This is a genomic window from Sphingomonas arenae, from assembly GCF_016924655.1.
GTDB classification, from domain to species: domain Bacteria; phylum Pseudomonadota; class Alphaproteobacteria; order Sphingomonadales; family Sphingomonadaceae; genus Sphingomicrobium; species Sphingomicrobium arenae.
In genome coordinates this window covers 788,891-814,139 of the sequence record NZ_JAFFJU010000002.1, presented here as the reverse complement: position 1 = coordinate 814,139, position 25,249 = coordinate 788,891, and the positions used below count along the sequence as shown (strand labels likewise).

21 protein-coding genes are annotated in these 25,249 nt (G+C 66.2%); 6 read left to right on the top strand and 15 right to left on the bottom strand.

From position 1 onward, the window contains the following. Window positions 1-100: 100 nt before the first annotated feature. The 12 genes from JT720_RS10165 to hflK all read right to left on the bottom strand — a co-directional run bounded on the left by JT720_RS10165 (window position 101) and on the right by hflK (window position 14,176). Window positions 101-3,139: a TonB-dependent receptor plug domain-containing protein gene (locus JT720_RS10165; RefSeq protein ID WP_205481149.1), complete on the bottom strand. Its 3,039-nt coding sequence runs from the start codon at window positions 3,137-3,139 to the stop codon at window positions 101-103. A gap of 45 nt (window positions 3,140-3,184) precedes the next feature. Then, window positions 3,185-3,307, bottom strand: a complete 123-nt coding sequence (locus JT720_RS14050; protein WP_272873186.1) for a hypothetical protein — start codon at window positions 3,305-3,307, stop codon at window positions 3,185-3,187. 71 nt (window positions 3,308-3,378) lie between these two features. After that, complete coding sequence (locus JT720_RS10160; protein WP_205481148.1) at window positions 3,379-3,888, bottom strand: DUF4402 domain-containing protein; 510 nt, start codon at window positions 3,886-3,888, stop codon at window positions 3,379-3,381. 90 nt (window positions 3,889-3,978) lie between these two features. Beyond that, window positions 3,979-4,812, bottom strand: a complete 834-nt coding sequence (sseA, locus tag JT720_RS10155) for a 3-mercaptopyruvate sulfurtransferase (RefSeq protein WP_205481147.1) — start codon at window positions 4,810-4,812, stop codon at window positions 3,979-3,981. Continuing rightward, the gene (queF, locus tag JT720_RS10150; RefSeq protein WP_205481146.1) at window positions 4,812-5,258 is read right to left on the bottom strand and encodes a preQ(1) synthase; all 447 of its coding nucleotides are present in this window, start codon (window positions 5,256-5,258) and stop codon (window positions 4,812-4,814) included. Before queF ends, sseA begins: the two co-directional genes overlap by 1 nt. Before the next feature lie 9 nt (window positions 5,259-5,267). Continuing rightward, complete coding sequence (locus JT720_RS10145) at window positions 5,268-7,313, bottom strand: OPT family oligopeptide transporter (protein ID WP_237219808.1); 2,046 nt, start codon at window positions 7,311-7,313, stop codon at window positions 5,268-5,270. Between the two features lie 47 nt (window positions 7,314-7,360). Beyond that, window positions 7,361-8,566 (bottom strand): M20 metallopeptidase family protein, encoded by a 1,206-nt coding sequence (locus JT720_RS10140; RefSeq protein WP_205481145.1) that lies wholly within the window; start codon window positions 8,564-8,566, stop codon window positions 7,361-7,363. Beyond that, on the bottom strand, window positions 8,563-8,922 hold the full coding sequence (locus tag JT720_RS10135) for a hypothetical protein (RefSeq protein WP_205481144.1): 360 nt from the start codon (window positions 8,920-8,922) through the stop codon (window positions 8,563-8,565). The genes JT720_RS10140 and JT720_RS10135 overlap by 4 nt, the downstream gene beginning before the upstream one ends. Continuing rightward, the gene (locus tag JT720_RS10130) at window positions 8,922-10,526 is read right to left on the bottom strand and encodes a helicase HerA-like domain-containing protein (RefSeq protein WP_205481143.1); all 1,605 of its coding nucleotides are present in this window, start codon (window positions 10,524-10,526) and stop codon (window positions 8,922-8,924) included. The genes JT720_RS10135 and JT720_RS10130 overlap by 1 nt, the downstream gene beginning before the upstream one ends. A 67-nt stretch (window positions 10,527-10,593) precedes the next feature. Beyond that, on the bottom strand, window positions 10,594-12,147 hold the full coding sequence (locus JT720_RS10125) for a Do family serine endopeptidase (RefSeq protein ID WP_237219809.1): 1,554 nt from the start codon (window positions 12,145-12,147) through the stop codon (window positions 10,594-10,596). A 71-nt stretch (window positions 12,148-12,218) separates the two neighbouring features. Continuing rightward, complete coding sequence (hflC, locus tag JT720_RS10120; RefSeq protein ID WP_237219810.1) at window positions 12,219-13,058, bottom strand: protease modulator HflC; 840 nt, start codon at window positions 13,056-13,058, stop codon at window positions 12,219-12,221. After that, window positions 13,055-14,176, bottom strand: coding sequence for an FtsH protease activity modulator HflK (hflK, locus tag JT720_RS10115; protein ID WP_205481142.1), 1,122 nt, complete (start codon window positions 14,174-14,176; stop codon window positions 13,055-13,057). Before hflK ends, hflC begins: the two co-directional genes overlap by 4 nt. Window positions 14,177-14,276: 100 nt before the next feature. Between hflK and JT720_RS10110 the strand changes: the two genes are divergently transcribed. Together JT720_RS10110 and JT720_RS10105 are read left to right on the top strand one after the other, a co-directional pair. After that, on the top strand, window positions 14,277-15,224 hold the full coding sequence (locus JT720_RS10110) for an Mrp/NBP35 family ATP-binding protein (protein ID WP_205481141.1): 948 nt from the start codon (window positions 14,277-14,279) through the stop codon (window positions 15,222-15,224). A gap of 15 nt (window positions 15,225-15,239) precedes the next feature. Further along, a complete protein-coding gene (locus tag JT720_RS10105) occupies window positions 15,240-15,665 on the top strand; it encodes a CoA-binding protein (protein ID WP_205481140.1) in 426 nt (141 codons plus the stop codon). A gap of 138 nt (window positions 15,666-15,803) precedes the next feature. Here JT720_RS10105 and JT720_RS10100 read toward each other — a convergent pair whose 3' ends face one another. Genes JT720_RS10100 through JT720_RS10090 form a run of 3 tightly spaced genes read right to left on the bottom strand, consistent with a single transcriptional unit; the run spans window position 15,804 to window position 18,747 of the window. Then, the gene (locus JT720_RS10100; RefSeq protein ID WP_205481139.1) at window positions 15,804-17,150 is read right to left on the bottom strand and encodes a TldD/PmbA family protein; all 1,347 of its coding nucleotides are present in this window, start codon (window positions 17,148-17,150) and stop codon (window positions 15,804-15,806) included. Between the two features lie 18 nt (window positions 17,151-17,168). After that, window positions 17,169-18,086 carry a 4-hydroxybenzoate octaprenyltransferase gene (gene ubiA / locus JT720_RS10095; RefSeq protein WP_205481138.1) on the bottom strand — a complete coding sequence of 306 codons (918 nt, stop codon included), beginning with the start codon at window positions 18,084-18,086 and terminating at the stop codon, window positions 17,169-17,171. A 46-nt stretch (window positions 18,087-18,132) separates the two neighbouring features. Further along, entirely contained in the window at window positions 18,133-18,747 is a 615-nt protein-coding gene (locus tag JT720_RS10090; RefSeq protein WP_205481137.1) for a DUF4142 domain-containing protein, read from the bottom strand. A 133-nt stretch (window positions 18,748-18,880) separates the two neighbouring features. Here JT720_RS10090 and JT720_RS10085 point away from each other — a divergent pair, with 133 nt between their 5' ends. The 4 genes from JT720_RS10085 (at window position 18,881) to pip (ending at window position 25,200) form a co-directional block, all read left to right on the top strand. Further along, window positions 18,881-19,615, top strand: coding sequence for a 16S rRNA (uracil(1498)-N(3))-methyltransferase (locus tag JT720_RS10085; RefSeq protein ID WP_205481136.1), 735 nt, complete (start codon window positions 18,881-18,883; stop codon window positions 19,613-19,615). Window positions 19,616-19,627: 12 nt separating this feature from the next. Beyond that, the gene (locus JT720_RS10080) at window positions 19,628-20,998 is read left to right on the top strand and encodes a glutamate--cysteine ligase (RefSeq protein WP_205481135.1); all 1,371 of its coding nucleotides are present in this window, start codon (window positions 19,628-19,630) and stop codon (window positions 20,996-20,998) included. Between the two features lie 148 nt (window positions 20,999-21,146). Beyond that, window positions 21,147-24,194, top strand: coding sequence for a M10 family metallopeptidase (locus tag JT720_RS10075; RefSeq protein ID WP_205481134.1), 3,048 nt, complete (start codon window positions 21,147-21,149; stop codon window positions 24,192-24,194). Between the two features lie 28 nt (window positions 24,195-24,222). Beyond that, window positions 24,223-25,200, top strand: a complete 978-nt coding sequence (pip, locus tag JT720_RS10070) for a prolyl aminopeptidase (protein WP_205481133.1) — start codon at window positions 24,223-24,225, stop codon at window positions 25,198-25,200. Window positions 25,201-25,249 lie beyond the last annotated feature (49 nt).

Genomic DNA, 25,249 nt, shown 5'->3' with positions numbered 1-25,249 from the left:
ATGAGGGGCGGCGCTGCAGGACGCCGCCCCTCCAGGGAATGGAGCGGCGGTGGGGCCGCCGCTCCGTCATCGGACACTAGGGGGTTGTGCCGATGTCTCGTTAGAACTTGACCTGCACGCCCGCGTAGAAGCGGCGTCCGAACGGGTCGTAGACGTCAGCGGCAGTTTCCGTTCCCGTGGGCGAGGCCGTGAACGGCGTGCCGGGGAGGAACGGCGGCTTCTTGTCGAAGACGTTATCGACACCGAGGTAGAAGCCGAACCGCTTCTGCACATCGAAGCGCAGCTGCGCATCGTGGTAGAAGGCCGCCGGGATGCGGTTCAGCTCGTCGAGTGTTCCCCCGTTGAACAGCTCGGTGTCGTCACCCACGAAGTCGATGTCGCCAACAGCCTTGCCGATGTAGTTCACCTGCCAGCTGAAGGTCACCGGGCCGTTCTGGTAGGCGGTCCGGACAGACGCCCGGTGCTTGGAATAACCGACCTCGCCCGCCAGATCGCGGACCGGAGCCGAAGGATTCGCCTGGGTCTTGTAGTCGAGCAGGTAGGTGTAGTTGCCCGTGACATCGATCCGGTCGTTGCCCAGCAGACCCAACCTACGTCCGTAGCGCAGACCAACGTCAACGCCCTTGGTCCGCAAGGAGGCGACGTTGACCAGCTGGTCGTCGACCCGCGTCACGAAGCCGGTGTTGGCATTGCGGAACACGTTGTTGCAGAAAGTTGCATCGCCGGTCAGCAGGCACTGCTCAATCGACAGATCCTGGCCAATCGTATCGATCGCGTCATCGACCTTGATGTTGAAATAATCGACCGTCAGGCTCAGGCCCCGAACGAACGTCGGCTGGAAAATGGCGCCGAGCGTCAGGGTCTTGGCGGTTTCCTCCTTCAGGTTGGGGTTGCCGCCGATGAAGCCGTTGATGCCCTGGAGGTCCGCTGGCGTGTAGCTGAACACGCCGTTCGCCGCGATTGCGGCAGCCACGCCAGGGATCGCCCGGCAAGCTGCGTCCGTCGCACCCGTGCTGGTCGCGGTGACACCGTTGCAGGGATCGTTGACCCCGGCAAAGGTTTCGGAGGGAGCCGAAGCGAACTCCGAGATGTTCGGGGCACGGTTGGCCTTCGCATAGACACCGCGGAAGCGGAGCCCGCTGATCGGCTGGAGCTCAAACCCGGCGTTCCAGCTGAACACGCCGCCGACGGCTTCCTGGCTGTACTTGGAATAGCGCGCCGCTCCGGTCAGGCCGAAGTAATCGACGAAGCTGTCCTTGAGCAGCGGGACGTTGACCTCGGCGAAGGTCTCCCAGACGTCGAACTTGCCGACCGTGTCCGGGATCACGTTGCCGGAATTGCCGCCGGTGTTGGTGAGGATGTCGAGGTCGTCGACGCTCTTTTCCTTGCGATACTCCGCGCCAACAGCGACGCCGACGCCGCCCGCGGGCAGGGTGAAGAGGTCGCTGTTCGACACGTTGAACGACACAACATGCTGCTGATTGACGATATCTTCGGACTTCGGGACCACCGCCTGCACGTAAGCGGATGCTTCCGGGGATGCCGTTCCGAACCCGAACAGGTTGATCGGCACGCAGCCTTCCGCGCGCGCCGCTTCGCTACGGCAGACGATCGAACCGTCGGCCAGCCGGATGGAATCCAGCGCATTGCGGTAGCGGTTGTTGTCGATGTCCTGCGACGTGGTCACGTCATGGAGGCGACCGTACACGTAGCTCGCATCCCAGTCCCAGTCATTCGCGATGGTACCGCGGAAGCCGGTCGCGACCCGCCAGGTGTCGCGGCGGTTGTCGTTGGAGCGGTTGAACACCTCGTTCTGACGGCGGCGGAAGCCGATCTGGGTGATCGGGTTGGTATCCGGATCGGCGTCGGCGAGCGCCGTCGCATTGTAGGCCTGCACCTGGGCCAGCACCGCGGCCGGGATGAAGGCGTTGGTCAGCGGAATGCCGAAGCCCTGAGTGTCGCCGTCGTAGATGTCGTCCGCGTCGAGCGCTAGCGCTTCGATGTCGGAGTTCGAGCGGACCTTTGAGTAGGTCACTTCCGCGAACGCCTTCAGATTGTCAGCGATCTCGTAGTTGAAGAGGCCGGCAGCGAGGTAGCGGGTGATCGGCGTCGAGATCCGGCGAACCGCGTTGCGGTTGAAGCCCGCGCCTCCGCCGGCGATCAGGTCGTTGGCGGGGTCGAACGAGAACAGCGAACCGCCTTCGAAGCCCGCCTGAGCGGCGCCGCCCGCATCGAGCAGCTCGAAGCGGCCCTGCGGCGAGTAACTGGAGTATGCACCCGGTCCGCAAAGGTCGTAGAAGCAATCCTCGGCGGAGATCGACCGCTTGCGCGAGAGCAGGCCTTCATCCTTGTCCCACGACACGTGGCCGATGAAGGAGCCGCGATCGTCCGCGCCGAAGGTGGTGCCGGCGGTGAGGGCCGCTAGGTAGCGGGGGTTGTCGCCTTCCTCCGTGATGCCCGACTGGGCCCGGATCTGAATGCCGTCAAACTTGTCCTTGAGGATGAAGTTGACGACGCCCGCGATGGCTTCCGAGCCGTAAACGGCGGAAGCGCCGCCGGTCACGACATCGACGCGCTCGATGAAGTCGGTCGGAATGTTGTTGAGGTCGACCGCCGACGTACCCGCGAGGCCTGCAACGAAGCGGCGGCCGTTGACCAGCACCAGCGTGCGGCTGGAGCCCAGGTTGCGCAGGTTGACCGTCGCAACGCCGTTACCGGAGGTCAGGAAGTTGGTGTTGGTGCGGCTGGAGCCGACGCCGACCTGCGGAAGCTCGTTCAGCGTGTCCTGGATGTTAACGGCAGCGTCGCGCTGGATGTCGGCGCTTCCCACGACCGCAACCGGCACGGGCGAGTCCAGATCCGGCCGCGCAATGCGCGAGCCAGTGACGACGATCTCGGCCGGCTGCTCGGCAGGCGAGGAACCATCCGCATTGGCAGGAGCCTGCTCAGCGGGAGCGGTCGGAGCGGCGTCCGGAGCGGCTGCCGTGGCGGTGGCCTGATCCTGGGTGTCCGGAACGGCGGTCGCCTGGTCTTGAGCGGAGGCGATCGAGGGGGTCAGAAGAACAACGGCGGCGAGAGCGCTGCCTTGTATCAGGAGGGAGGACTTGCTGCGGATGGCACGCACGGAAGAGGTCTTCATCGATGATCCTTGTGCTTCGGGAGACCGCTCGAGAGCTTTGGCAACTCAGGCGATGGCTGCGGCGCGCCGTGGCAGGCGGTCGTTCCCAGAGCGTGGAAGCAGCGTGGAAAAGGCGTGGAACTTGCCTGCGACCTCCGCCTTGCCGCGGAGGTGTTGCGGCCGTGCCACGTTTTTCGCGGTGGATCAGGTGGTTAGGGTTGTTCGATGAGGGCCCGGAGAGCCGAAAAGCGAATCAGCCCTCACTGATATTCGACGGTGACCTCGAGAGTGCCGCTGTAGACCCCGTCCGGAGTCGTGGAGGAAACAGAGATCGTGCCGCCCACCGAGAAGAGGGTGCCCGGGTTGCCGGAATTGGTCAGGAGCACGGTTGCCGGCGCAATCGGCGTCATGGTCAACCGCTGAGTGCTGTTCGCGGCGTTGACGAGTGTCACTGCGGGAGCGGAGATCACCACCGTCTGGTTGTTGGTGCCGCTCAGTCGGAAGCGGGCAGCGGACGTGGTGCCCGTGCAGGCCACGGCGGCAGCGCAGGTCCGAACTCCCGCGGCCGAAACGCTGATCGCCGCGTTGCTCCACGTCCCCGGGCCGAGGATCACGGTGCCGAAGTTCAACTCCTGCTCGCCGAGCAAGGTGAGCGGGCGCAGGACGCTGAGCTTGGCGGGAACGTTGGCGGACGTTCGTGTCTGCGCCGCAGCGGGCGTGGCGACCAGGAGCAGAGCTGCTGCGGTCAGGACAAGGCGCAGCAAGGTCATGTGTCCGGCTCCTCTCCTCCCAAGCGTGCTCATGGGACAGCAGCACTAACGAGGGTTGGTTAAACCGGCGTAAACCCTGAATTGGCGCCCTTACGCGGGGCCGACGGCCTTGGCGGTGTGGGGGTCGGCACCCCATTCGCTCCAGCTGCCGTCATACAGCCGCGCATCGCGGTTGCCGAGGAGGCGCGCGGCGAAGATCAGGCTATTGGCCGTCACTCCCGACCCGCAGGAGGCCACAAAGGGGCGTTCCGGATCGACCCCCGCCTCCGCAAACACCTGGCGCAGTGCTTCGCCACGCTTGAAGGTGCCGTCCTCGTTGTAGACCGATGCATAAGGGATGTTGCGCGAGCCCGGAACGTGTCCCGGCGCGACGCCGGTCCGCGGATCTGGCTCGGTGCCTTCGAAGCGGGGCCGGCCGCGGGCGTCCACAAGCGGAATGCCGAGTCCCCGCTGGATCTGCTGCTTGTCTACCACCTCCCCCGGTCGGCCGACCGCATCGAAGCGTGCCTTGCGATCCAAAGGCTGCCCGCTTTCCGTTGGACGACCTTCTGCAATCCACTTGGCAAGGCCACCGTCGAGGATCGCAACCTGCGTCGCCCCGAAATGGTGGAGCATGAACCAGGCGCGGGCGGACGTGCGCAGGGCACTCTGGTCGTAGACGACGATCCGGTCCGTGGCTGAAACCCCGAGCGCTTCCATGCCCTGAGCGAAGTTCTCGGCGGAGGGGAGCATGTGCGGGCTCGCCGCGTCGTGGTCCGAGAGGAACTCGATATCGAAGAAGCGCGCACCCGGGATGTGCCGCTGCTCATACTCCGCGCGTGCATCTCGCCCGACACCGGCCATGTGCAGACTTGCATCAAGGACGACGAGGTCGGCGGAGCTGAGATTTTCCACCAGCCAGTCGGTGGAAACGAGATCGTCCATCATCCTCTCCCGCGGTACGACGCGACGCCCTGGTCCGGAACCCACAGGCCTTCAGGAGGGGCGCTGCTCTGCCAGAAAACGTCGATCGGGATGCCTCCGCGCGGATACCAATAGCCGCCGATGCGCAGCCAGCGCGGCTTCATCTCGTCGAAGAGCCGCTGGCCGATGCCGACGGTCACATCCTCGTGGAAGCCGCAATGATTGCGAAAGGCGCCGAGGAAGAGCTTGAGGCTTTTCGACTCCACGATGGTCTCGCCAGGCGCATAATCAAGGACGAGGTGCGCGAAGTCGGGCTGGCCGGTGACCGGGCAAAGCGACGTGAACTCCGGAGCGGCGAAGCGGACGAGGTAGAGCGCTCCGGCGCGCGGGTTTGGCACATAGTCGAGGCGCGCTTCCTCTGGCGACGCAGGAAGGGCGCTGGTCTTGCCGAGATGCAGGGGGTCCATTGGCGCGCCTTAACGCACTGCCGCCTGGGTGGGGAGGTCCGTATCGCCGCCGGGCAGCGGAGCGGATGCCTGCGCCTTGGTGCGAAGGTAGAGCAGTGCGATTGCCGCGGCGAAGACCAGGATGCCGAGCGGAACGGCGAGCGGGAACTCGTCGACGAGTGCAAGGACGTTGGCGCTCTCCTCCAGGCCGGCGCGCTCCGCCCCAGCCACGATGGCAGCGTAGGCGACCCCGAACAAGCTCTCCCCGACGATCAGGCCCGTGGCCATCAGCACGCCGAGGCGCTCCTTGAATTCATAGTTCCCGCTGCGCTGCGCCCAGCGGTTGTAGAAGTAGCCGAGGGCGGCGCCGACCGGGATCAGGAGGGTGAGGCCCATCGGCAGGTAGATACCCATGCCGACGGCGAGGGGCGGCATGCTGCGCTTGCGCTTGCCTGTGCGGAGGATCTCATCGACGATGATGACGGCGACTCCGATCGCCGCGCCGATGCCGATCAGGTCCCACCGCAGCGATCCGCCGAGCACTCCCTGCGCGATGGCGGAGATGAGCGCGGCCTGGGGAGCGGCAAGGGCGTTTTCGCCTGCGCCGGGTGCCCCCTGGAAGCCGAAGGCGCTGTTGAGCAGGTCGAGGATCGGCGGGATGACCACGGACCCGAACAGCACGCCCAGGATCAGCGCGACCTGCTGCCGCCACGGCGTGGCGCCGACCAGTTGTCCGGTCTTGAGGTCCTGCAGATTGTCGTTCGAGATGGTCGCAACGCCAAAGACGATGGCGGTGACGAACAGGGCAAAGGCAACGAGGCTCTGCGTGCCGGCTTCGTCCACCGTGCCCGCGAACAGGGCGGCAAGGATCAGCGAAATGCCGAGGACCGACAGGATGCCGACGCCACTGATCGGACTGTTGGACGCGCCGATCAGCCCGGCCATGTAGCCGCACACGCTGGCGATGATCACGCCGACGATCAGGATGTAGCCGATCGAAAGGCCGAGCGTCGGGCCGGGGTTGGTCGCGATCGGGCCGGTCTGGGCGAAGCCGTAGAGCAGCAGGCCGATCGGGATCATGGACAGGAGGATGGTCCCGAAGATGATCCCGATGGGCAGGTCCCGCTCCGTCAGGGCCAGGCTGTCCTGCCCGCCGAGCCTGCGGGCGCGGCTGGCGGCGATGGCCGAGGTGACTCCGCGGCTGATGGGGCCGATGATCTTGAGGAGGGTCCAGATAGCGGCAACGCCGATGGTGCCCGCGCCGATGAACCGCACTTCGCTTCGGAAGATGCCGCCGACGTGGTCTTCGAGGCCCGTGCCGGCGGCAATCGGGGTCGCGGCGGTGAGCCAGGGGACGAGGACGCCCCAGCTGATCAGCAGTCCGACGAACATGGCGATGCCGACGGCCAGGCCAACCAGGTGGCCGACCCCGATCAGCGCCATGCTGAGGCTGCCGGAGAGCGTGGTTCCGCCGGCGCCGAGACGGAAGGTCGTCGCCGCTTCGGCCGCCACCAGCTTGAACTGCGTCAGCAGCGCGTAGCCGGCGCTGACCAGCGAACTGACGAGGATGGCGGCAAGGCCGCGCTTGTTCTCCTCCACGCCGCCGACCCCGTTGCCGACCTTCAGCACCTCGGCGGCGGCGACGCCTTCGGGGTAGGGGAGGTCGGAGCCGGTCACGAGCGCGCGGCGGAGGGGAACGGAGTACATGACGCCGAGCACGCCGCCGATGGCGATCACGGCGACGGAGAGCCAGTAAGGAAAGCCGGTCCACCAGCCCACCATGACCAGGCCGGGCAGGACGAAGATGATCGCGCTCAGCGTGCCCGCTGAGGAGGCAATCGTCTGGACGATGTTGTTTTCCTGAATCGTCGCGCCGCGCACGAAGCGGAGCACTGCCATGGAGATGACGGCGGCCGGGATGGAAGTGGCGAAGGTAATGCCGATCCTGAGGCCCAGGTAGACGTTGGCGGCGGTGAACAGGACCGTGAGAACCGCACCCAGCAAGATGCCCCGCAGGGTGAGCTCGCGAAGGTCGGACGCCGGTGCGAGGGCCGGGGCTGCGGTAGTTGCCATCATCTTCTCTCCTGGTCGGGTGCACTGCTAAGGAGAGGGAGAGCGTCCGTCTACTCCCAGCCGCGCGCGAGAAAGCGAGTGGCGAAGGCGCAGTGCAGAGCCACGCCGCGCTGCAGCCAGTCTTCGTGCACGATCATGCGGCTGTTGTGCAGGGTCGGCCGGTGTGCCGCATTCTCGCCCGGCGCGGCGACGCCGAGGAAGGCCATGGCTCCTGGCACCTTCTGCAGGACGTAAGCAAAGTCTTCACCGCCCATGATGGGATTGGGCATTTCGCTGTAGGTTCCGGCGCCGAACAGGTCGGTGGCGATCTCCTCCACCAGCGTCACGGCACGGGGGTCGTTGCGGGTGGCGGGATAGCCCTCGTCGATGCGGACCTCCGCGGAGCAGTCGTGGGCCGCGGCGACCTGGGTCATGATGCGGTCGAAGGCGGCGCGTCCCTGCATCCGGCGCTCGTCGGTCAGGGTCCGCAGCGTGCCTTTCAGCTCCACCGTGTCCGGGACGATGTTGTAGGCCGAGCCCGCGTGCAGGCTGGTGACTGACAGGACGGCGGGATCAAAAAAGGGCGTGCGGCGGGCAATGAAGGTCTGTGCGGCGAGGACCGCTTCACACGCGACCGGGAGAGGGTCGACCGTGTCGTAGGGCATCGCTGCGTGGCCGCCCTCGCCGCGAATGATGGCGTTGAGCGAATCCGTGGAGGCGAGCAGCGGGCCCGGACGGCTGGTGACCACGCCGCCGGGCAGGGTGGGCCAGATGTGGAGGGCGAAAGCGGCTTCCGGCGCCGGATCGTCGAGCAGCCCGTCCTCAATCATGAAGCGCGCGCCGTGATAACCTTCCTCGCCGGGCTGGAACATGAAGACGATCGTGCCCTGGAGGCTCGCCTGCTGGGCGCAGAGGATCCGGGCGGCCGAGGCCAGCATGGCGGAGTGGGTGTCGTGTCCGCAGGCGTGCATCTGGCCCGCGACCTGGCTCGCGAAAGGCAGGCCGGTTTCCTCCTGGATGGGAAGGGCGTCCATGTCTCCGCGCAGGAGAACCGTGCGACCCGGCTGCGCGCCACGCAAAATGGCAACGAAGCCGCTGGTGGAGGTGCTGTCACGGATTTCCAGCGGAAGACCGTCGAGCGCGGCCTTCAGCTTGGCAGTGGTCCGGTTGCAGTGGAGGCCGACCTCGGGATCGGCGTGGATGGCGCGGCGGAGCGCGACCGTCTGTTCGAACTCGGCAGCAGCGGCGGCGGTGAAGTCGGTGTTGAGAAGGGTCATCGGCGGACTCGGCGGAAAAACATGCGCGTGTCGTAGCGCTCCATCACCAGCGTGTCGCCGTCGATTGCGAGGGCCTGGTCCCGGAACTTCGCGTCGTTCCGCTCCATGTCGTAGAGCACTTCCGGGTTCATCGGCTCGCTGGTGAGTTTGACCTTGCCGTTGGCGATGGACCAGCGGCCCTCCGCAGCCTCGCTGACGGCACCATAGTCGAGGATGTAGCGGAAACCGCCATCAGCCCGAAGCTCCAGCGCACCTCCCATCTCCATCTGCGAGAGGCGGTACTGGCCGGCGAGAGCCTGGACCGTGGCAGGAGCAGCCGGCGCGGCAAGGACTATCAGGGGTGTCAGAAAAATCATCAGCGCCCTTTCAGCAATCCTCCGAGGATACCGCGGAGAAGCTGGTTGCCGAGCTGCCGGCCGATGGAGCTTGCGGCCGAACGCGTTGCACTCTGCACGGCCTTGTCGAACGCGCTGGGCTTTGCGGCTTCCCTCGCTCGGCGGGCTTCCTCCCGTTCCGCCTCGCGGCGTCGGCGCTCCTCCTCGCGCAGGGCCGCAGCATCGAGGCGTGCCTGTTCCTTGGCGGCCCGGGCTTCCTCCTTGGCGCGGAGCGCGGCGGCCTTTTCCGCTTCGGTGGCCGCCTTCTCCGCCGCGGCGGCAGCGGCGGCTTCGGCTCCTTTCGCAGCCAGGATCTCCTCGGCACTCGTGCGGTCCACGAGGGTGTCGTACTTGGCGCCGACCGCGTCAGTGGAGATGATGATCGCGCGCTCCTGCGGGCTCAGCGGACCAACGCGAGAAGAAGGGGCCTTGATCAGGATCCGCTCGACCGGGCTTGGCGCACCGTCCGGCTGCAGGAGGGAGACGAGCGCCTCCCCAACCTTCAACTCGGTGATGGCGCTGGCGACGTCGACGTCCGGATTGGGGCGGAAGGTTTCGGCCGCGCTCTTCACCGCTGCCTGGTCCCGCGGGGTGAAGGCGCGCAGCGCATGCTGCACCCGGTTGCCGAGCTGGCCCGCGATGGTGTCCGGGATGTCGATCGGATTCTGGGTGATGAAGTAGACACCCACGCCCTTGGAACGGACCAGCCGAACGACCTGCTCGACCTTCTCGAGCAAGGCTGGGGGCGCATCATCGAACAGGAGGTGTGCTTCGTCGAAGAAGAAGCAGAGCTTCGGTACGGGCAGGTCCCCAACCTCGGGCAGTTGCTCGAACAGTTCGGAGAGCAGCCAGAGGAGGAAGGTGGAATAGAGCCGCGGGCTGGCCATCAGCTTGTCGGCGGCGAGGATGTTCACGACTCCACGGCCCTGATCGTCTTTGCCGAGAAAGTCGGCGAGATCGAGCGCGGGTTCGCCGAAGAAACGATCGCCACCTTGGCTGCGCAGCTGCAGAAGCGAGCGCTGGATGGCACCGACGGACGGCTTGGAGATGTTGCCATACTCCAGCGTCAGCTCCTCGGCCCGTTCGCCGCAGCTGACCAGCATCGCCTGGAGGTCGTCGAGGTCGAGCAGCAGCAGCCCGTCCTTGTCCGCCACGTGGAAGGCGATGGTCAGCACCCCTTCCTGCACTTCATTGAGGTTCATCAGCCGGGCGAGAAGCAGTGGGCCCATTTCGCTGACAGTCGTGCGGATCGGGTGACCCTGCTCACCAAACAAGTCCCAGAACTGCACCGGATTGTCGTGGTATTGCCAGTCGCCTTGCCCAATCTCCGAAGCTCGGGCGGCGAAGATGTCGTGGAGCTTGGAGGTGGGTGAACCCGCCATGGCCAAGCCGGCGAGGTCTCCCTTCACGTCGGCGACGAAGGTCGGGACGCCCGCTGCGGAGAAGCCCTCGACGATGCCCTGGAGCGTGACCGTCTTGCCGGTGCCGGTCGCACCCGCGATCAGGCCGTGCCGGTTCGCGCGGCTGAGTTCGAGCTGTTGGGGATGGCTACCGCCCACCTGGGCGCCGATGACGATGCTGCTCATGGCAAGCAGACTAGCGCCGGCCAGGGCTCATTGCGACCCCGGAACATGGTCCGGGGCCGCAGAGGGCTTAGCGAGCGGAGCCGATTTCGACGCCGAAGAACGCCTCGGGCGCGCTGCCGCGCTTGATCAGCAGGAGGACACTGGTGCGTCCGCCCCGACGTGCTGCATCCACCGCCGCAGTGACCTGCTGCGGGGAGGTTACGGGCTGACGGTTGACCGAGATGATCAGGTCGCCGCGGCGGAGGCCCTTCTCAGCAGCGTCGCTGTTGGGATCGACCGCGGAAATGATCACCCCGCGAGCGTCGGCCGGCAGGTTCACCGCACGCGCGATGTCCGGCGTAAGTGCCTGCAGTCCAAGGCCGAGCGCCTGGTTGGCAGGGACTGCGGGTCCGGTGCTCTCCGGCTCCTCGAAGCCACCGCCGGACTGGCGGGCCAGTTCTTCCTCGGTGGGGCGCTGAGCGACCGTGACCTGGAGGGTTTGACGGCGTCCGTCACGGATTACCTCGACAGGCACGCGAGCACCGACCGTGGTGTTGGCAATGAGGAACGACACGGTTTCCTCCGGCGTGACCGCTCGGCCGTTCACGCTCAGGATCACGTCGCCCTGCTGGATGCCGGCTCGGGCCGCAGCGCCCCCCGGAACCACCGAGCGGACGATCTCGCCACGCTCCTTGGGGAGGCCCAGCGATTCGGCGATGTTCTCGTCCAGCGGCTGAAGGCCGACGCCGAGGTAGCCGCGCTGCGGGCGCTGTCCACGACGAAGGCTGTCGATTACAGGGCGGGCAAGCTCGGCAGGGATGGCGAGACCGATGCCGACGTTGCTTCCGGTCGGCGAGATCAGGGCCGAGTTGATGCCGATGACGTTGCCGTTCATGTCGAACATCGGGCCGCCGCTGTTGCCCATGTTGATGCTGGCATCGGTCTGGATGTAGCGGTCGTAGGCGCCGGCGCCCGTGATACCGCGATGCAGTGCGGAGATGATGCCGGCCGTGACCGTGCCGCCCAGGCCATAGGGGTTACCGATCGCGATCACCCAGTCGCCGACCCGCGAGCGGGTGCTGTCGCCCCAGTTCACGAAAGGAAGGTTGCTGCCCTCGATCTTCAGGAGCGCGAGGTCGGAGGCCTGGTCGCGACCGATGATCCGGGCAGGGAACTCGCGGCGGTCGGCCAGCTTGACCATCACTTCATCCACGGTGCCGGTGCCGGTCGCACCCTGCACAAGGTGGTTGTTGGTAACGATGTAGCCGTCCGGAGAGATGATGAAGCCGGAGCCGAGGGAACCGGTCTCCCGCGTGCGGGGGGCGTCACCGCCGCTACCGCCCGGCGACTGGCCACCAGGGCCGCCGAAGCGCCGGAAGAACTCCTCCAGCGGGTCGGCCTGGGCGCGGACCGGTACGCGTTGACGAGTGGAAATGTTGACTACGGCCGGCTGCAGGCGCGCGGTCAGGTCCGCGAACGAACCGGGTGCACCCGGCCGAGGCGCAATGGCCGCCGGCGCATTCTGCGCGACCTGCGCCCCGACGGGCCCTGTTGCGACGGAGAAAGCGGTTCCGCCGATCAGCAGGGCTGCCGCAACACCATAGGCATAGCGCACTTTGGAGAACTCCTTCGACGAGGTCATCTCTGGTCCTTCATGGAATTGGCATCCATCCCCGTTGCTAGGTCAAGCGCCTGAACACGGATTGAATGATTTCAGCGCGCCCCCCGTCCCGTAAACTCCCGAAGGAAGTCATTGTCGGGGGACAGGACGACGGTGGTCCCGGCCGGCTTGCCGTTGCCATCGTCGAGGAACGTCGTCTGGTAAGACTGCATGGCGCGATAGAAATCATAGAACTGAGGGTCCTTGCCGAACGCGGCGGCATAGGTCCGGGCCGCTTGGGCGTCGGCCTCGGCGCGGATGATCTGCGCTTCCTTCGCGCCCTGGGCCAAGATCGAGCGGGCCTCTTGCTCGCGCGCGCTCCGCATCCGTCCGTAAGCGGACTCGAGCGGTGCACCATCGGGCAGGTCGGCCTTCTTGATCCGGACGTCGACAATCTGCGCGCCATACTGGCGGGCGACGCGGTCGAGGTTCCGGCGGACAGCCTCCGTGACACCTTCGCGCTCGGCGGAGAGGAGCGATGCGAATTCCCGCTTGCCGAGCTCGTTGCGCAGCTCGGAGCCCAGGATCGGCCGGAGCACCTCGCTCAAGCGGTCCTCGGAGCGGGCCGCGATGTACATGCGCAGCGGGTTGATGATCCGGTAGCGTGCGAAAGCATCGACCTCGAGCCGGCGCTGATCGGTGGAAAGGACCTGCTGGCGCTCCATGTCGACAGGGCGGACCCGCTTGTCGACCCAGACGGTCTGGTCGAAGAAGGGAATGCGCCAGTTGATCCCCGCCTGGGTCGCGCCGAGGATCCGGTCCGGCTTACCGAACTGAACGATCAGCGCCTGCTTCGTTTCCGGTACGATGATGACGCTGGAAAGCAGCATCACCAGAGTGAAGACGGCGACGAAGCTCCACAGGATGGGACGGCGGATGATGGCGTCGATCATCGGCTGCCTCCGCTGCTGGCGGAGGGCTGGGTCGTGCCGCTGCTCCGCTGCTGCTGTTGCACCTGAGGCAGAGGCAGGTAGGAGTTCACGCCCGGCGCCTCCACGATGGTCTTGTCGACGTTGCGCAGAACACGCTCCATGGTTTCATAATACATGCGGCGGCGGGTAACCTCCGGCGCAAGGCTGTACTGCTCGTATACCTTGTCGAAGGCAGCTGCTTCACCCTGCGCGCGGGCCGTCACCTGCAGCGCGTAGGCGCGCGCCTCGTTGAGATAGCTCTGGGCCTGCTGCTGCGCAGCCGTCACTTGCTTGAACGCCTCGTTGACGGCGGCCGGCGGGTCGGCTTGGCGGATGGAGATGCCCTGCACCGTCACGCCGGAGCGGTAGGCGTCGAGAACCCGCTGCATCTGTTCGGTGACCCGCGCTTCGATGTCGCCGCGGCCCTCGCCGATGGCATCGTTGAGCGACACGGAGCCGATGACGGCGCGCATCGAGCTTTCGGCGACTTGCCGGACGGTGTCCTGCGGCTCCGCAAGGTTGAAGAGATAGGCTTCGGGATCGCGGATGTTCCAGCGGACCTGATAGGCGATGTCGATGATGTTCTGGTCACCCGTGAGCATCAGCGTTTCTTCCGAGGCCGAGCCAAGGTTCTCTTCCCGGATGTTCTCGACGTCGACCTTCTGGACCCGTTCGATGGGGGACGGCAGCGTGAACCCGATGCCCGGGTTCAGGGTGCGGCTGTAGCGGCCGAGGGTCGTCACGACGCCGCGTTCGCCCGGAGCGATGCTGTGGAAGGTCGTGAAGACGAGCCACAAGGCGAGGAAAGCCAGCGCTCCCCACACCAAGAAGCGCCGGTTCGGTCCGCTGCCCGGAGTGCCGGGCCCGCCGCCAAACCGTGCCCGGCTCTTGCGGATGAAATCGTCGAGATTGCTGACGTTGCCGAAGCTCGCGGCCGGGCCAGGACGCCGGCGCGGCGCGTCCGTCCAGGGTCCGCCGGGACTGCTCGGGGGTTCGACACCGCCACCGGAGCCGCTGCCGCCACTGCTCGGACCCCACGGTCCCTTGCTGTCCGCAAATAGCCCGCGTGCTCGCGAGGCCCACCCCGGGAAAATGTTCATGCCGGCAGATATAGATGCGCGCCCACGGAAAAACAGTGGGGAAGCGGAACAATCGGTGCGGCATTGCCGCTTGGGCGGGCGAGGCCTAGATGCGCCGCCCATGTCCCAGCCTTCGGATCTCATCTTTCACCCAAGTGCAGAGGATTTGCCGCGGGTTCGTTCGGCTCGGGTGTCGGGAGGAGTCGCCACGGTCGTGGCCGACGCGACGGGGCTCACCGCTGGCGAACGGCAGTCGCTGGAACAACGGCTGCAGCAGGCGGCTCTGGCGGCGCCGGAGGTCACCCAGGCGCGGGTCGCCCTGACGGCGAGCCGGCCCGAGCGTAGGCTGATCGCCATCGGCAGTGGCAAGGGCGGGGTGGGGAAGTCCACGCTGTCGGCGAATCTCGCCGTGGCGCTGGCGCGCATGGGCAAGAAGGTGGGGCTGATCGACGCGGACATCTACGGTCCGTCGCAGCCGCGTCTTCTCGGGACCCGCGAGAAGCCGGAAGCGGAAGGGCGGAAGCTGATCCCGGTCGAGGTTCAGGGAGTCAAGCTGCTGTCCGTGGGCCAGCTCGTTTCGGAGGGGCATGCGCTGGCCTGGCGTGGGCCGATGGCGTCGGGGGCGCTGACCCAGCTGATCGAAGGCGATTGGGGCAATGCGGAGATCATCATCGTCGACCTGCCGCCGGGCACCGGCGACGTGCAATTGTCGCTGATCCAGAAGGCGCGGCCGGCGGGGGCGGTGGTGATTTCGACCCCACAGGACCTGTCGCTGATCGACGCGACCCGGGCCATCGATCTGTTCCGCAAGACCAGCGTGCCGGTGCTCGGCATCATAGAGAATATGGCAGGTTATGACTGCCCGCACTGCGGCCAACCGTCCGACCCGTTCGGCCATGGCGGCGCGGAGGCGGCTGCGGCCGAGCTCGGGATTCCATTCCTGGGGAGACTTCCGTTGTCCGCGAGCTTGCGAGAGGCGTCCGACGCAGGGCAGCCGCCGGCCGGAGGGACCGGACCGGCAGCGGCCGTGTTCCGGGAACTGGCCGAGAAGATGCTAGCCGCGTTGTGAGGAAGGATGGCAGCCATGCCGATCGAGGATGACCGGTCTCTCGCCCGATTGCTGTCGGAAAGTCGCGCGGTTGCCGTCGTCGGCGCATCCAATCGGCCCGAGCGCGCATCCTATGGCGTGATGCGGTTCCTACTCGAGCGAGGTTGGCGGGTGATGCCCGTCAATCCGCGGCTCGAAGGCGGGGAGATCCTTGGACAGAGGGTTCGGGCGTCCCTTGCCAGCATCGACGAGCCGATCGACATCGTCGACGTTTTCCGCCGGTCGGAAGACGCTGGCGGGGTGGTGGATGAAGCGATTGCCGTCGGAGCCAAGGCGGTGTGGCTGCAACTCGGGGTTGTCGACGACAAAGCGGCGGCCAGAGCGGAGGCGGCGGGGCTGAAGGTCGTCATGGACCGCTGCATCAAGATCGATGCCGCGCGGCTGCGGGTAGGCGCTCCGTGATTGGCGCCCACTCTGAGCTTGTCGAAGCGTACTAGGCCAAACACCCTTCGACAGGTTCCCTTCGGCGGAGCTCAGGACAGGCAGGGTGAGCGCCGTTTCCGTGGAAATCCAGCTTGAGCCCCGCTCGCGTGCCCAGGCCTAGGCCGAGGCGACCGTCATTTCCGGCACGAGGATGGTCGGCGCATCGATGCCGCGGCGAATCTCGAGATCGCTGGCCGGTTCGAGGGTGGCGAACATCTCCAGGAGGTTGGAGGCGATGGTGATCTCGCTGACCGGAGCGCCAATCTCGCCGTCCGTGACAAGGAAACCGGCAGCGCCCCTGCTATAGTCCCCGGTCACGCCGTTCACGCCCTGACCGATCAGCTCCGTTACCAGGATCGCGCGGGGACAGGCGGCGAGCAGCTCCTCGCGGCTGCGTCGGCCGGCGAGCAGGGTGAGGTTGCTGGGGCTGGCACCCGGCGCTCCGCCGATGCCGCGTGCGGCGTGTCCCGTCGGCGCGATGCCGAGCTGCCGCGCGGCGGCACTGTCGGCCAGCCAGGTGGTCAGGACTCCGTCATCGACCAGGTTCGTTGCGCGCGAAGGCAGCCCCTCGCCGTCGAACGGGCGTGAGCGCAGGCCGCGAACGCGCAGCGGATCGTCGTGAACGGTGATGCCAGGCGCAAAGATGCGCTCGCCCAGCTTGCCGAGCAGGAAGCTGGTTTGCCGGGCAATGACGGCTCCGTTGATGGCGGACACCAGATGACCGAGCAGCGATGTCGCGACGCGCGGGTCGAAGAGGACCGGCATTCGTCCGGGCGCGACCTTGGATGAGCCAACGCGCGCCGCTGCGCGTTCACCCGCCCGTCGGCCAATCGCTTCCGCATCTTCAAGGTCGGAGAGATGGCGGGCGCTGTGGTAGGCGTAATCGCGCTGCATCGCGCTGCCTTCCCCAGCGACCACGCTTGCGGATGTGCTGTGCCCTGAGGCGCGATAAGCGCCGGAGAAGCCGCCTGACGTCGCCAAGGCGATGATCGAGGCGGACGCGGAGGCGGAGCCGCCATTGCTGTTCGTTACTCCGGCGACGCCCCGCGCGGCGCTCTCTGCAGCGGAAGCCCGAGCCCGCAGCGCCGACGGAGCAGGTTCGGCCGGGTCGAAGGAGTCGACATCGGGCCTCTCGCCTTGCAACAGCAGTTCCGCAGGTGCGAGTCCGGCGAATGGGTCCTCTGGTGCCTCGCGGGCCATCGCCACCGCGCGCTGCACCAGCTCCGCGAGCGCCTCGGGCGAAAGGTCCGAAGAGGACACCGAGGCGGAGCGCTGACCATCGAAAACCCTAAGGCCAATCTCTTGCCCCTCCGAACGGGAGACATCTTCCAGTTCGCCGAGGCGGACGGACACGCTGCTCGACGCATCGGCGGCCAGCATCGCGTCCGCTGCGGTCGCACCCGCGCTGGTGGCCTGCTCGACGAGCTGTTCGGCGATGGTGCGGGCTTGGTCGGGGGTCAGCATGGCTGCGCGGTTAGGCCGTCACTCGGCTGCGCTCAACCCCACCACAAGCATCGCGAGGAAGACCAGCAGCCCGGTGGCCCTGTTGGAACGAAACAGCCGGAGGGCAAGCTCGCCATCGTTGGGATCGGCCCGGAGCGCCTGGCTCAACAGGTGCACCGCTGCAGGCACGAGAGCAACAAGTGCCAGCCATTCGGGCCGAACGCTCCACAGAGCTGCACCCCAGAGCAGCAGCGCGAGAGCGTAGAACAGGCTAATGCCAAGCGGCGCGGCCGAGCCGAGCCGTCTCGCGCTCGACCGGACCCCCACGAGGGCGTCGTCTTCCTTGTCCTGAATGGCGTAGAGCGTGTCGTAGCCGATCACCCAGGCAACGCTGCCAGCATAGAGCCAAAGCGCTGGAACGCCGATCTCTCCGGTGACGGCGGGCCAACCGACCAGCGCTCCCCAGGAGAAGACCAAGCCGAGCCACGCCTGGGGCCACCAGGTGATGCGCTTCATGAAAGGGTAGGCGACGACGAGCGCGAGGCTGCCGAGCGCCACCCATTGCGCCGTGGGTTCGAGCTGCAGGAGGACGACCAGCCCCAAGGCGCAGAGGACCAAAGTCAGCACCCAGGCGGCGCGCCCGCTTACCCGTCCGCTGGCGAGAGGGCGGAGGCGCGTTCGTTCGACCTGTGCATCGAGGTCGCGGTCGACGATATCGTTGTAGACGCAGCCTGCCGACCGCATCGCGAAAGCGCCGAGCAGGAACCAGGCGAGCAGGCTCCAGCGACCGCTCACACCGGCCAGCGCCATGCTCCACGCACATGGCCAGAACAGCAGCCACGTCCCGATCGGCCGGTCTAGCCGCATCAATGACGCGAACGGGCGCAACCGCGCTGGCAGCGCTCCGATGAGGCCGCGCCGTTCACTGTCGGGGACGAGGTCGGTATGGGTGTCCACACCGACCTCCTAGCCGCGAGAGCCCTCCTTGCGGAAGGCCATCAGGTTAGCCGCGCTCGCCGGCCCTGCTGGTGCCGTCGGTCGGAGCCGGAGTCGTGCCCTGCATCGGAGCCATGGACACGTTGAGGTTCTGTGCAGTGGTGAGGTGCTGCTGCACGATCGGCACGGCGGCCGATGCGACGTTGCGCAGCGCCGGCACGTCGCCACCGTTCGCATAGCCCTGGTGCAGGTTGAGCGACTCCTGGTGCGACATGATCTGCGCATCCTTGTAGGCCTGGTCGAAATTCGGACCGGCGGCCTGCAGTTGCTGCAGCATCTGCTGGTGCTGCGGCATCAGTGTCGGGGGCGGCGGGGTCAGGCCGGCGGACTGGGCGGCGCTCATCAGGTTGGCGCTCATCGCCTGGTGATGCGCGATCATCAGCCGTGCGAAGCTCTGCACAGCGGGATTCTGCGACATCTGCAGCGCCATCTGGCTCGACTGGATCTCGAACTGGTCGCCGCTGGCGGCCATCGCCATGTAGTTTGGAGCGGCAAGCGGCGAGTTCGGATCGACTGCGGCAGCTGCGGCCGGAGCCATCGGCTCGGTCGCCGCCATGTCCTCGTTCGTCGCACAGGCTGACAGCGCAGTGGTCGCCGCCAGCATTATGGCAAGCTTCTTCATCGTGAACTCCTCCTTCGAGCGAGGTGCCGCCCGCTCTCGATCGTCAGGTCTGGCACCGCTCCGCCACTTACCATTCAGATGCGGGTTGGTTCCGATTCTGGCCGGAGCCAGCAAAGGTGGATAAGCAAGGGCGATGCCCGCCGTCCCCGCCTGGCCCCCGAAGAGCCTTCCGCGACTGTTCGTCCGGGTGCCGCTTGCCCAGGGAAACCTAGTGGATCTCGACCCTGGCCAGGCGAACTACCTGGGCAATGTCCTGCGATTGGGAACCGGCGCGGGGGCACTCCTGTTCGACGGAGCCAGTGGGGAATGGCTCGCCCGAATCTCGGAAGCGGGCCGCAGGCGGATGACCCTGGTGGTGGAGGAGCGAACCCGCGAGGTGGAGCGGGTTCCGGACCTGACCCTCGCCTTCGCCCCCGTAAAGCGCGCCCAGGTGGACTGGCTGGTAGAGAAAGCGACCGAGCTCGGGGTATCGCGGCTGCAGCCAGTGGTGACGCAACGGACGATCGTCGAGCGGGTCAAGCTGGAGCGGCTCCAATCGATCGCCATCGAAGCCGCGGAGCAGTGCAGGCGGACTCTTCTTCCCGCCTTGGTCGAGCCTGTAAGCCTGCCCGCATTCCTGGGAGGCATCGATGCGCCGCTTTACTTCGCGGACGAGACCGGCGGCGAGCCGCCGCGGTCTGCCTTTCAGCCAGGACCCGGCGCGATCCTGACGGGCCCGGAGGGCGGCTTTACGGACGAGGAGCGTGCCGCGATCCGGGCTCACCCGAGCGCCCGTGCAGTCTCGCTCGGTCCCAGAATACTGCGCGCGGAGACGGCCGCGCTTGCCGCCGTTGCCGCCTATATGGCGCTTGCCGGAGACTGGCGCTAAGCGCCGCCTCGCATGACCACGCGAACCGACCTTTCCGACAGCCCGCTCATCGAGAGCCGCGATGATCTCCTGTCCGTCTTCTCGGGCGGCGAGAAGACGCGTGAGCGCTGGCGGATCGGGACGGAGCACGAGAAATTCGTCTATCGGGTCGAGGACCACCGGGCGCCCTCGTGGGATGAGACGGGCGGCATCCGTGATCTGCTGACCGGCCTGACCGAGTTTGGCTGGCAGCCCGTTGAAGAGGGTGGCAAGATCATCGCCCTGACGGGCGCGGACGGCACGATCAGCCTCGAACCCGCCGGACAGCTGGAATTGTCGGGAGCGCCGCTGAAGGACCTGCACCAGACCTGTGCTGAAGCTGGGCGACACCTGGAGCAGGTGAAGGCAGTCGGCGATCGCCTGGGCCTGGGGTTCCTGGGTCTCGGCATGTGGCCCGACAAGGCCCGCGCCGACCTGCCCATCATGCCCAAGGGTCGGTACAAGATCATGCTCAACCACATGCCGCGGGTCGGCACGCTGGGCCTCGATATGATGCTGCGGACCTGCACCATCCAGGTCAACCTGGACTATGCGTCCGAAGCCGACATGGTGAAGAAGTTCCGGGTCGGCCTCGCCCTGCAGCCGGTGGCGACGGCGCTCTTCGCAAACTCGCCGCTGACCGAGGGCAAGCCCAACGGCTACAAGAGCTTCCGCAGCCACATCTGGGAGGACACGGACCCGCATCGGACAGGGATGCTGCCGTTCGTGTTCGAAGATGGGTTCGGCTATGAGCGCTACTGCGACTATGCGCTCGACGTCCCCATGTACTTCGTCTTTCGCGACGGTCAGTACATCGACTGCGCGGGCGAGAGCTTCCGGGCATTCATCGACGGCAAGCTCCCGCAGTTGCCGGGTCAGCGTCCGACTATCAGCGACTGGACGGATCATCTGTCCACCGCCTTTCCCGAAGTTCGCCTGAAGAGCTTCCTCGAGATGCGCGGCGCCGACGGTGGGCGCTGGGGCCGGATCTGCGCGCTGCCGGCGCTATGGGTCGGGCTGCTCTATGACGATGCGGCGCTGGAGGGGGCGTGGGACCTGTGCAAGCACTGGACCATCGAACAGCGCGAGCAGCTGCGGCACGAGGTACCTCGGCTGGCGCTGGAGGCCCCGGTTCCCGGTGGGGGAACAGTTCGGGAGCTGTCCGCCCGGGTTCTCGAGATTGCCGCGGCCGGCCTGAATGCCCGCGCCGAACTGAACATGGCCGGCGACAATGAAAGCGGCTTCCTGGATCCTCTTCGCGAAGTGGTGGCGACGGGGATTACGCCAGCCGACCGCCTGCTGGCCCGGTATCATGGCGAATGGGGCGGGCACGTTGCCCGGGTATACGAAGAATTGAGCTTCTGAGCAGACCTGCAGTTGGCTGGGAAGAAGCTGGTTCGCGGCCGCCCCGCCGACTTCCCCACAACCCTCCGGCTTGTTAAAGTCATGGCTCCAATAGCGATTTCGCCGACACCCCGGATGATCTTGGGCCGGCCATTTGGGGAGGTGTGCGTTGCCCGACATTCCTGCGAGTAGCTCGACAACGGCCAGCGTTGGTGTGGGTCAGACGGTCGGCGGAACGCTGGAGGTCAACGGCGACCACGACTGGTTTCGCATCGACCTGGCTTATGGCAGCGAGGTTACGGTCCTGCTGAGCGGCGTGACGCTCGACGATCCGTACCTCCGCATTCGGGACGCCTCGGGCAATGTCGTTTACGAGAATGACGACATCAACACGGGGGTAATCCTCGACTCCCGGCTGACCTTTATCGGGTCGGGGACCTACTACATCGATGTGGGTGCCTTCGATGACACGGGAAGCGGAACCTATCAGCTGAGCGTGACGCCCTACACTCCGCCGACGTTCTGGACCAATGATCAGATCGCCGGGCAACTGGTCAGCGGCTACTGGCAAGGGGACGAGCACAGCTTTGCGCTGGGTGCGTCCCGGTCCATCTCGGTGAACATCACAGGGCTTACGCAAGCCGGGCGAACGCTCGCCCTGCAGGCTCTGGCAGTCTGGTCGGACGTGACGGGGATCACGTTCAATCAGGTTAATACGGGTGGCCAGATCGTCTTTGACGACAACGAATCCGGAGCTTTCACGGAAGCAACCTACAGCGGCGGCGTCACGACGTCGGCCTTTGTGAATGTCTCTACCCTGTGGTTGCAGGACTACGGCACCGGCTTCAACAGTTACTCGCTTCAGACGTATGTGCACGAAATCGGACATGCCCTGGGGCTAGGCCATGCCGGAAATTACAACGAGACCGCGAACCACCGGTACGATGCCTTGTTCCTGAACGACAGCTGGTCGTTCAGCGTCATGTCCTACTTCAGCCAGACCGAGGCCATGCAGCCCAGTGGGGCCGAAGAGGCTTACGTCCTCACCCCCATGGTGGCGGATATCCTGGCCATCCAGCAGATCTATGGCGGGCCCCCGAGCGGAGTGCGCGCCGGGAACACGACCTATGGCATCAACAGCAACGCCGGGCAGATCTACAATGCGGCGCTCCACTCGAGCGTCGCTTTCACCATCTACGACACCGGCGGCACAGACACGGTAAACTATTCGACGTTCAGCCGGAACCAGACGATCAACCTGAACCCGGAAACTTTCTCGATTGTCGGCAATGGCGGCAGTTTTTCGATCGCGCGCGGAGTGGTCATCGAGAATGCAGTAACCGGCAGCGGGAACGACCTGATCGTCGGGTCAGCGGCAGACAACATGCTGGATGGCGGAGCGGGGGTCGATACCGTTTCCTATGAGACCTCCACCGGCGCAGTGAGCGTGAACCTCGGCCTGACCGCCCGCCAGCAGACCGGCGCGGGTAACGACATGCTGGTCGGTTTCGAACGTCTAGTTGGATCGAGCTATTCCGACGTCCTGACCGGCACGACCACAACGACCTGGATTGGTGGTGGCGCCGGAAACGACCAGATCAGCGGCGGGGGCGGCAACGTTGTCATGGAGGGCGGCGAGGGGGATGACCTGTTCCTGGCCGGGGCGGGGAACGAGTCCTTCAACGGTGAAAATGGCTTCGATACGGTGGACTACCGCAACGCCACCGCCGGGGTGACGGTGATGATGGGCGGCAGCCTGAACAACACCGGTGGGTCGGGCACCGATTCTCTGGGTGTCGAGCGGGTGGTGGGATCGCAGTTCGCCGATACGCTGACCCTATACCTGGCTGGTGAGATCGCGGAAGGCGGGCTCGGAAACGACACCCTCGTCGGCAGCAGCTTCGGTCTGTCCGACCTGATTGGTGGCCTGGGCGACGACATCTACGTGGTCCGAAATGCGGGTAACCGGCTGACCGAAGTAGCGGGACAAGGCGTGGATCTCGTCCGAGCGCTGGTGAGCTACACCCTTGGAGCCAATCTTGAGAATCTGACGCTGCTCCAGCCGGTCTACGATCCATACGGAGGCGCTAGCGTCAATCCCAACCCTCCACCGGACGACTTCTCCGGAATCGGCAATGCCCTCGCCAACGTGATCACCGGCAACGATGGCGACAACGCGCTCAGTGGCTTGGCTGGGGACGATCGGCTTTACGGTGGGATCGGCAACGATACGCTCGACGGCGGCCGCGGCGTGGACCGGCTGTATGGCGGCGCGGGCGACGACACTTATGTCGTGACCGACGCCACCGACTATGCCTACGAGCTTGCCGGCGAGGGCACCGACACGGTGCAGGCGGCGGTGTCGGTCAACCTGCGCGCCAACATCGAGAGCCTGGTGCTGACGGGACCTTATTCCATCACCGGCCGCGGCAATGATCTGGAGAACACCATCACCGGCAACTCCGGCTCCAACCGGATGTGGGGCATGGGCGGTAACGATACCCTCATCGGCAATGCCGGCAACGACTTCCTCGACGGCAGCGAGGGCAGTGACACGCTGATCGGCGGCATCGGCAACGACGTCTATTATGTCGATACGCTCAGCGACACGATCGTGGAGGCTGCGAACGAGGGCTATGACACGGTCCGCACCACGCTCGACTGGACGCTGGGTGCGGGGCTCGACCGAATCGAGCTTCTGGGCAGCGGCGACCTTGATGGCACCGGCAATGGGCTCGCCAACATCCTGACGGGCAATGCCGGCGCCAACGTGCTCGCGGGGCTCGACGGCAACGACCGGATCTTCGGCAAGGAGGGCAACGACACGGTTGATGGCGGCGCCGGCGGCGACTGGCTTGAGGGCGGCACCGGGCAGGACACCTTCATCGGCGGCACGGGCTCGGACCGGTACGTCTTCCGCGAGGGCGACTTTGGCGGCGCGACCACCGACACCGCCGACCGGATCGTCGACTTCGGCGATGCCGAAGGCGACCGCATCCGCCTGGACCTCATCGATGCCAACACCACCATCGCAGGCAACCAGCAGTTCGCCTGGCTAGGCGACAGCGCCTTCACCGGCGTCGCCGGCCAGCTGCGCTACGAGCAGATCGGCGGCAACACCTACGTCCAGGGCGACACCAACGGAGACGGCGTCGCCGACTTCATGATCCGCGTCGATGGGCTGCACACGCTGGGGACGGGCGACTTTCTGTTCTAGGTCGGTGCAAGTGGCTATGGGTTTGCCCATGACCAAGCGCCGCATCCTCTATCCATCGATCGAGCCCACCCGCACCGGGATGCTCGACGTCGGGGATGGTCATCAGCTCTACTGGGAGCAGTGCGGCAATCCCGACGGCAAGCCGGTCGTCTTCCTTCACGGAGGGCCTGGCGGAGGTGCCAGCCCCGACCATCGCCGCCAGTTCGATCCGGACCGGTACAACATCCTTGTCTTCGACCAGCGCGGCTGCGGGCGCTCGACCCCTTACGCCAGCCTCGAGGCGAACACGACCTGGCACCTGGTCGAAGATATTGAACGGCTCCGCACCGAGGTCGCTCAGGTGGACAAATGGATGGTGTTCGGAGGCAGCTGGGGCTCGACGCTGAGTCTCGCTTACGCCCAGACCTACCCGGATCGGGTCACGGAATTGGTGCTGCGCGGCATTTTCCTGTTCGACCAGTATGAGGTGGACTGGCTGTACAAGGAGGGCGGCGCCTCGGCGGTGTTTCCGGACAAGTGGGAGGAATTCATCGGTCTGGTCCCGCCGGAGGAGCACGGCAACCTCGTCGAGGCGTACAGGCGGCGGCTGACGTCAGATGACGTGGCAGTGCAGCTCGCGGCCGCGAAGGCCTGGAGCAAGTGGGAGGCGGAGACCGTCACCCTGCTTCCCAGTCCTGAAACGATCGATCATTTCACCAGCGACGATGTGGCGGTTGCGATCGCTCGGATAGAGAACCACTACATGGCGGCGGGCGGGTGGCTCGAGGAGGGGCAGCTCCTTCGCGGAGCCGAGAAGCTGCGCGATATTCCCGGCGTGATCGTTCAGGGCCGCTACGACATGTGCACTCCGCCGAAGGCTGCGTGGGCGCTGCACAAGGCCTGGCCCGAGGCCGAGCTAGTGATCGTGCCGGATGGCGGGCACCTCTACAACGAACCCGGGGTGCTCGATGGGCTGGTGCGGGCGACGGACCGATTTGCGACCGAACATTCCCCCCGCTCAACCTGAGTAGTTGCGCAGCAGCGTATCGAAGGATGATGGCGCGCCTCGATACGGA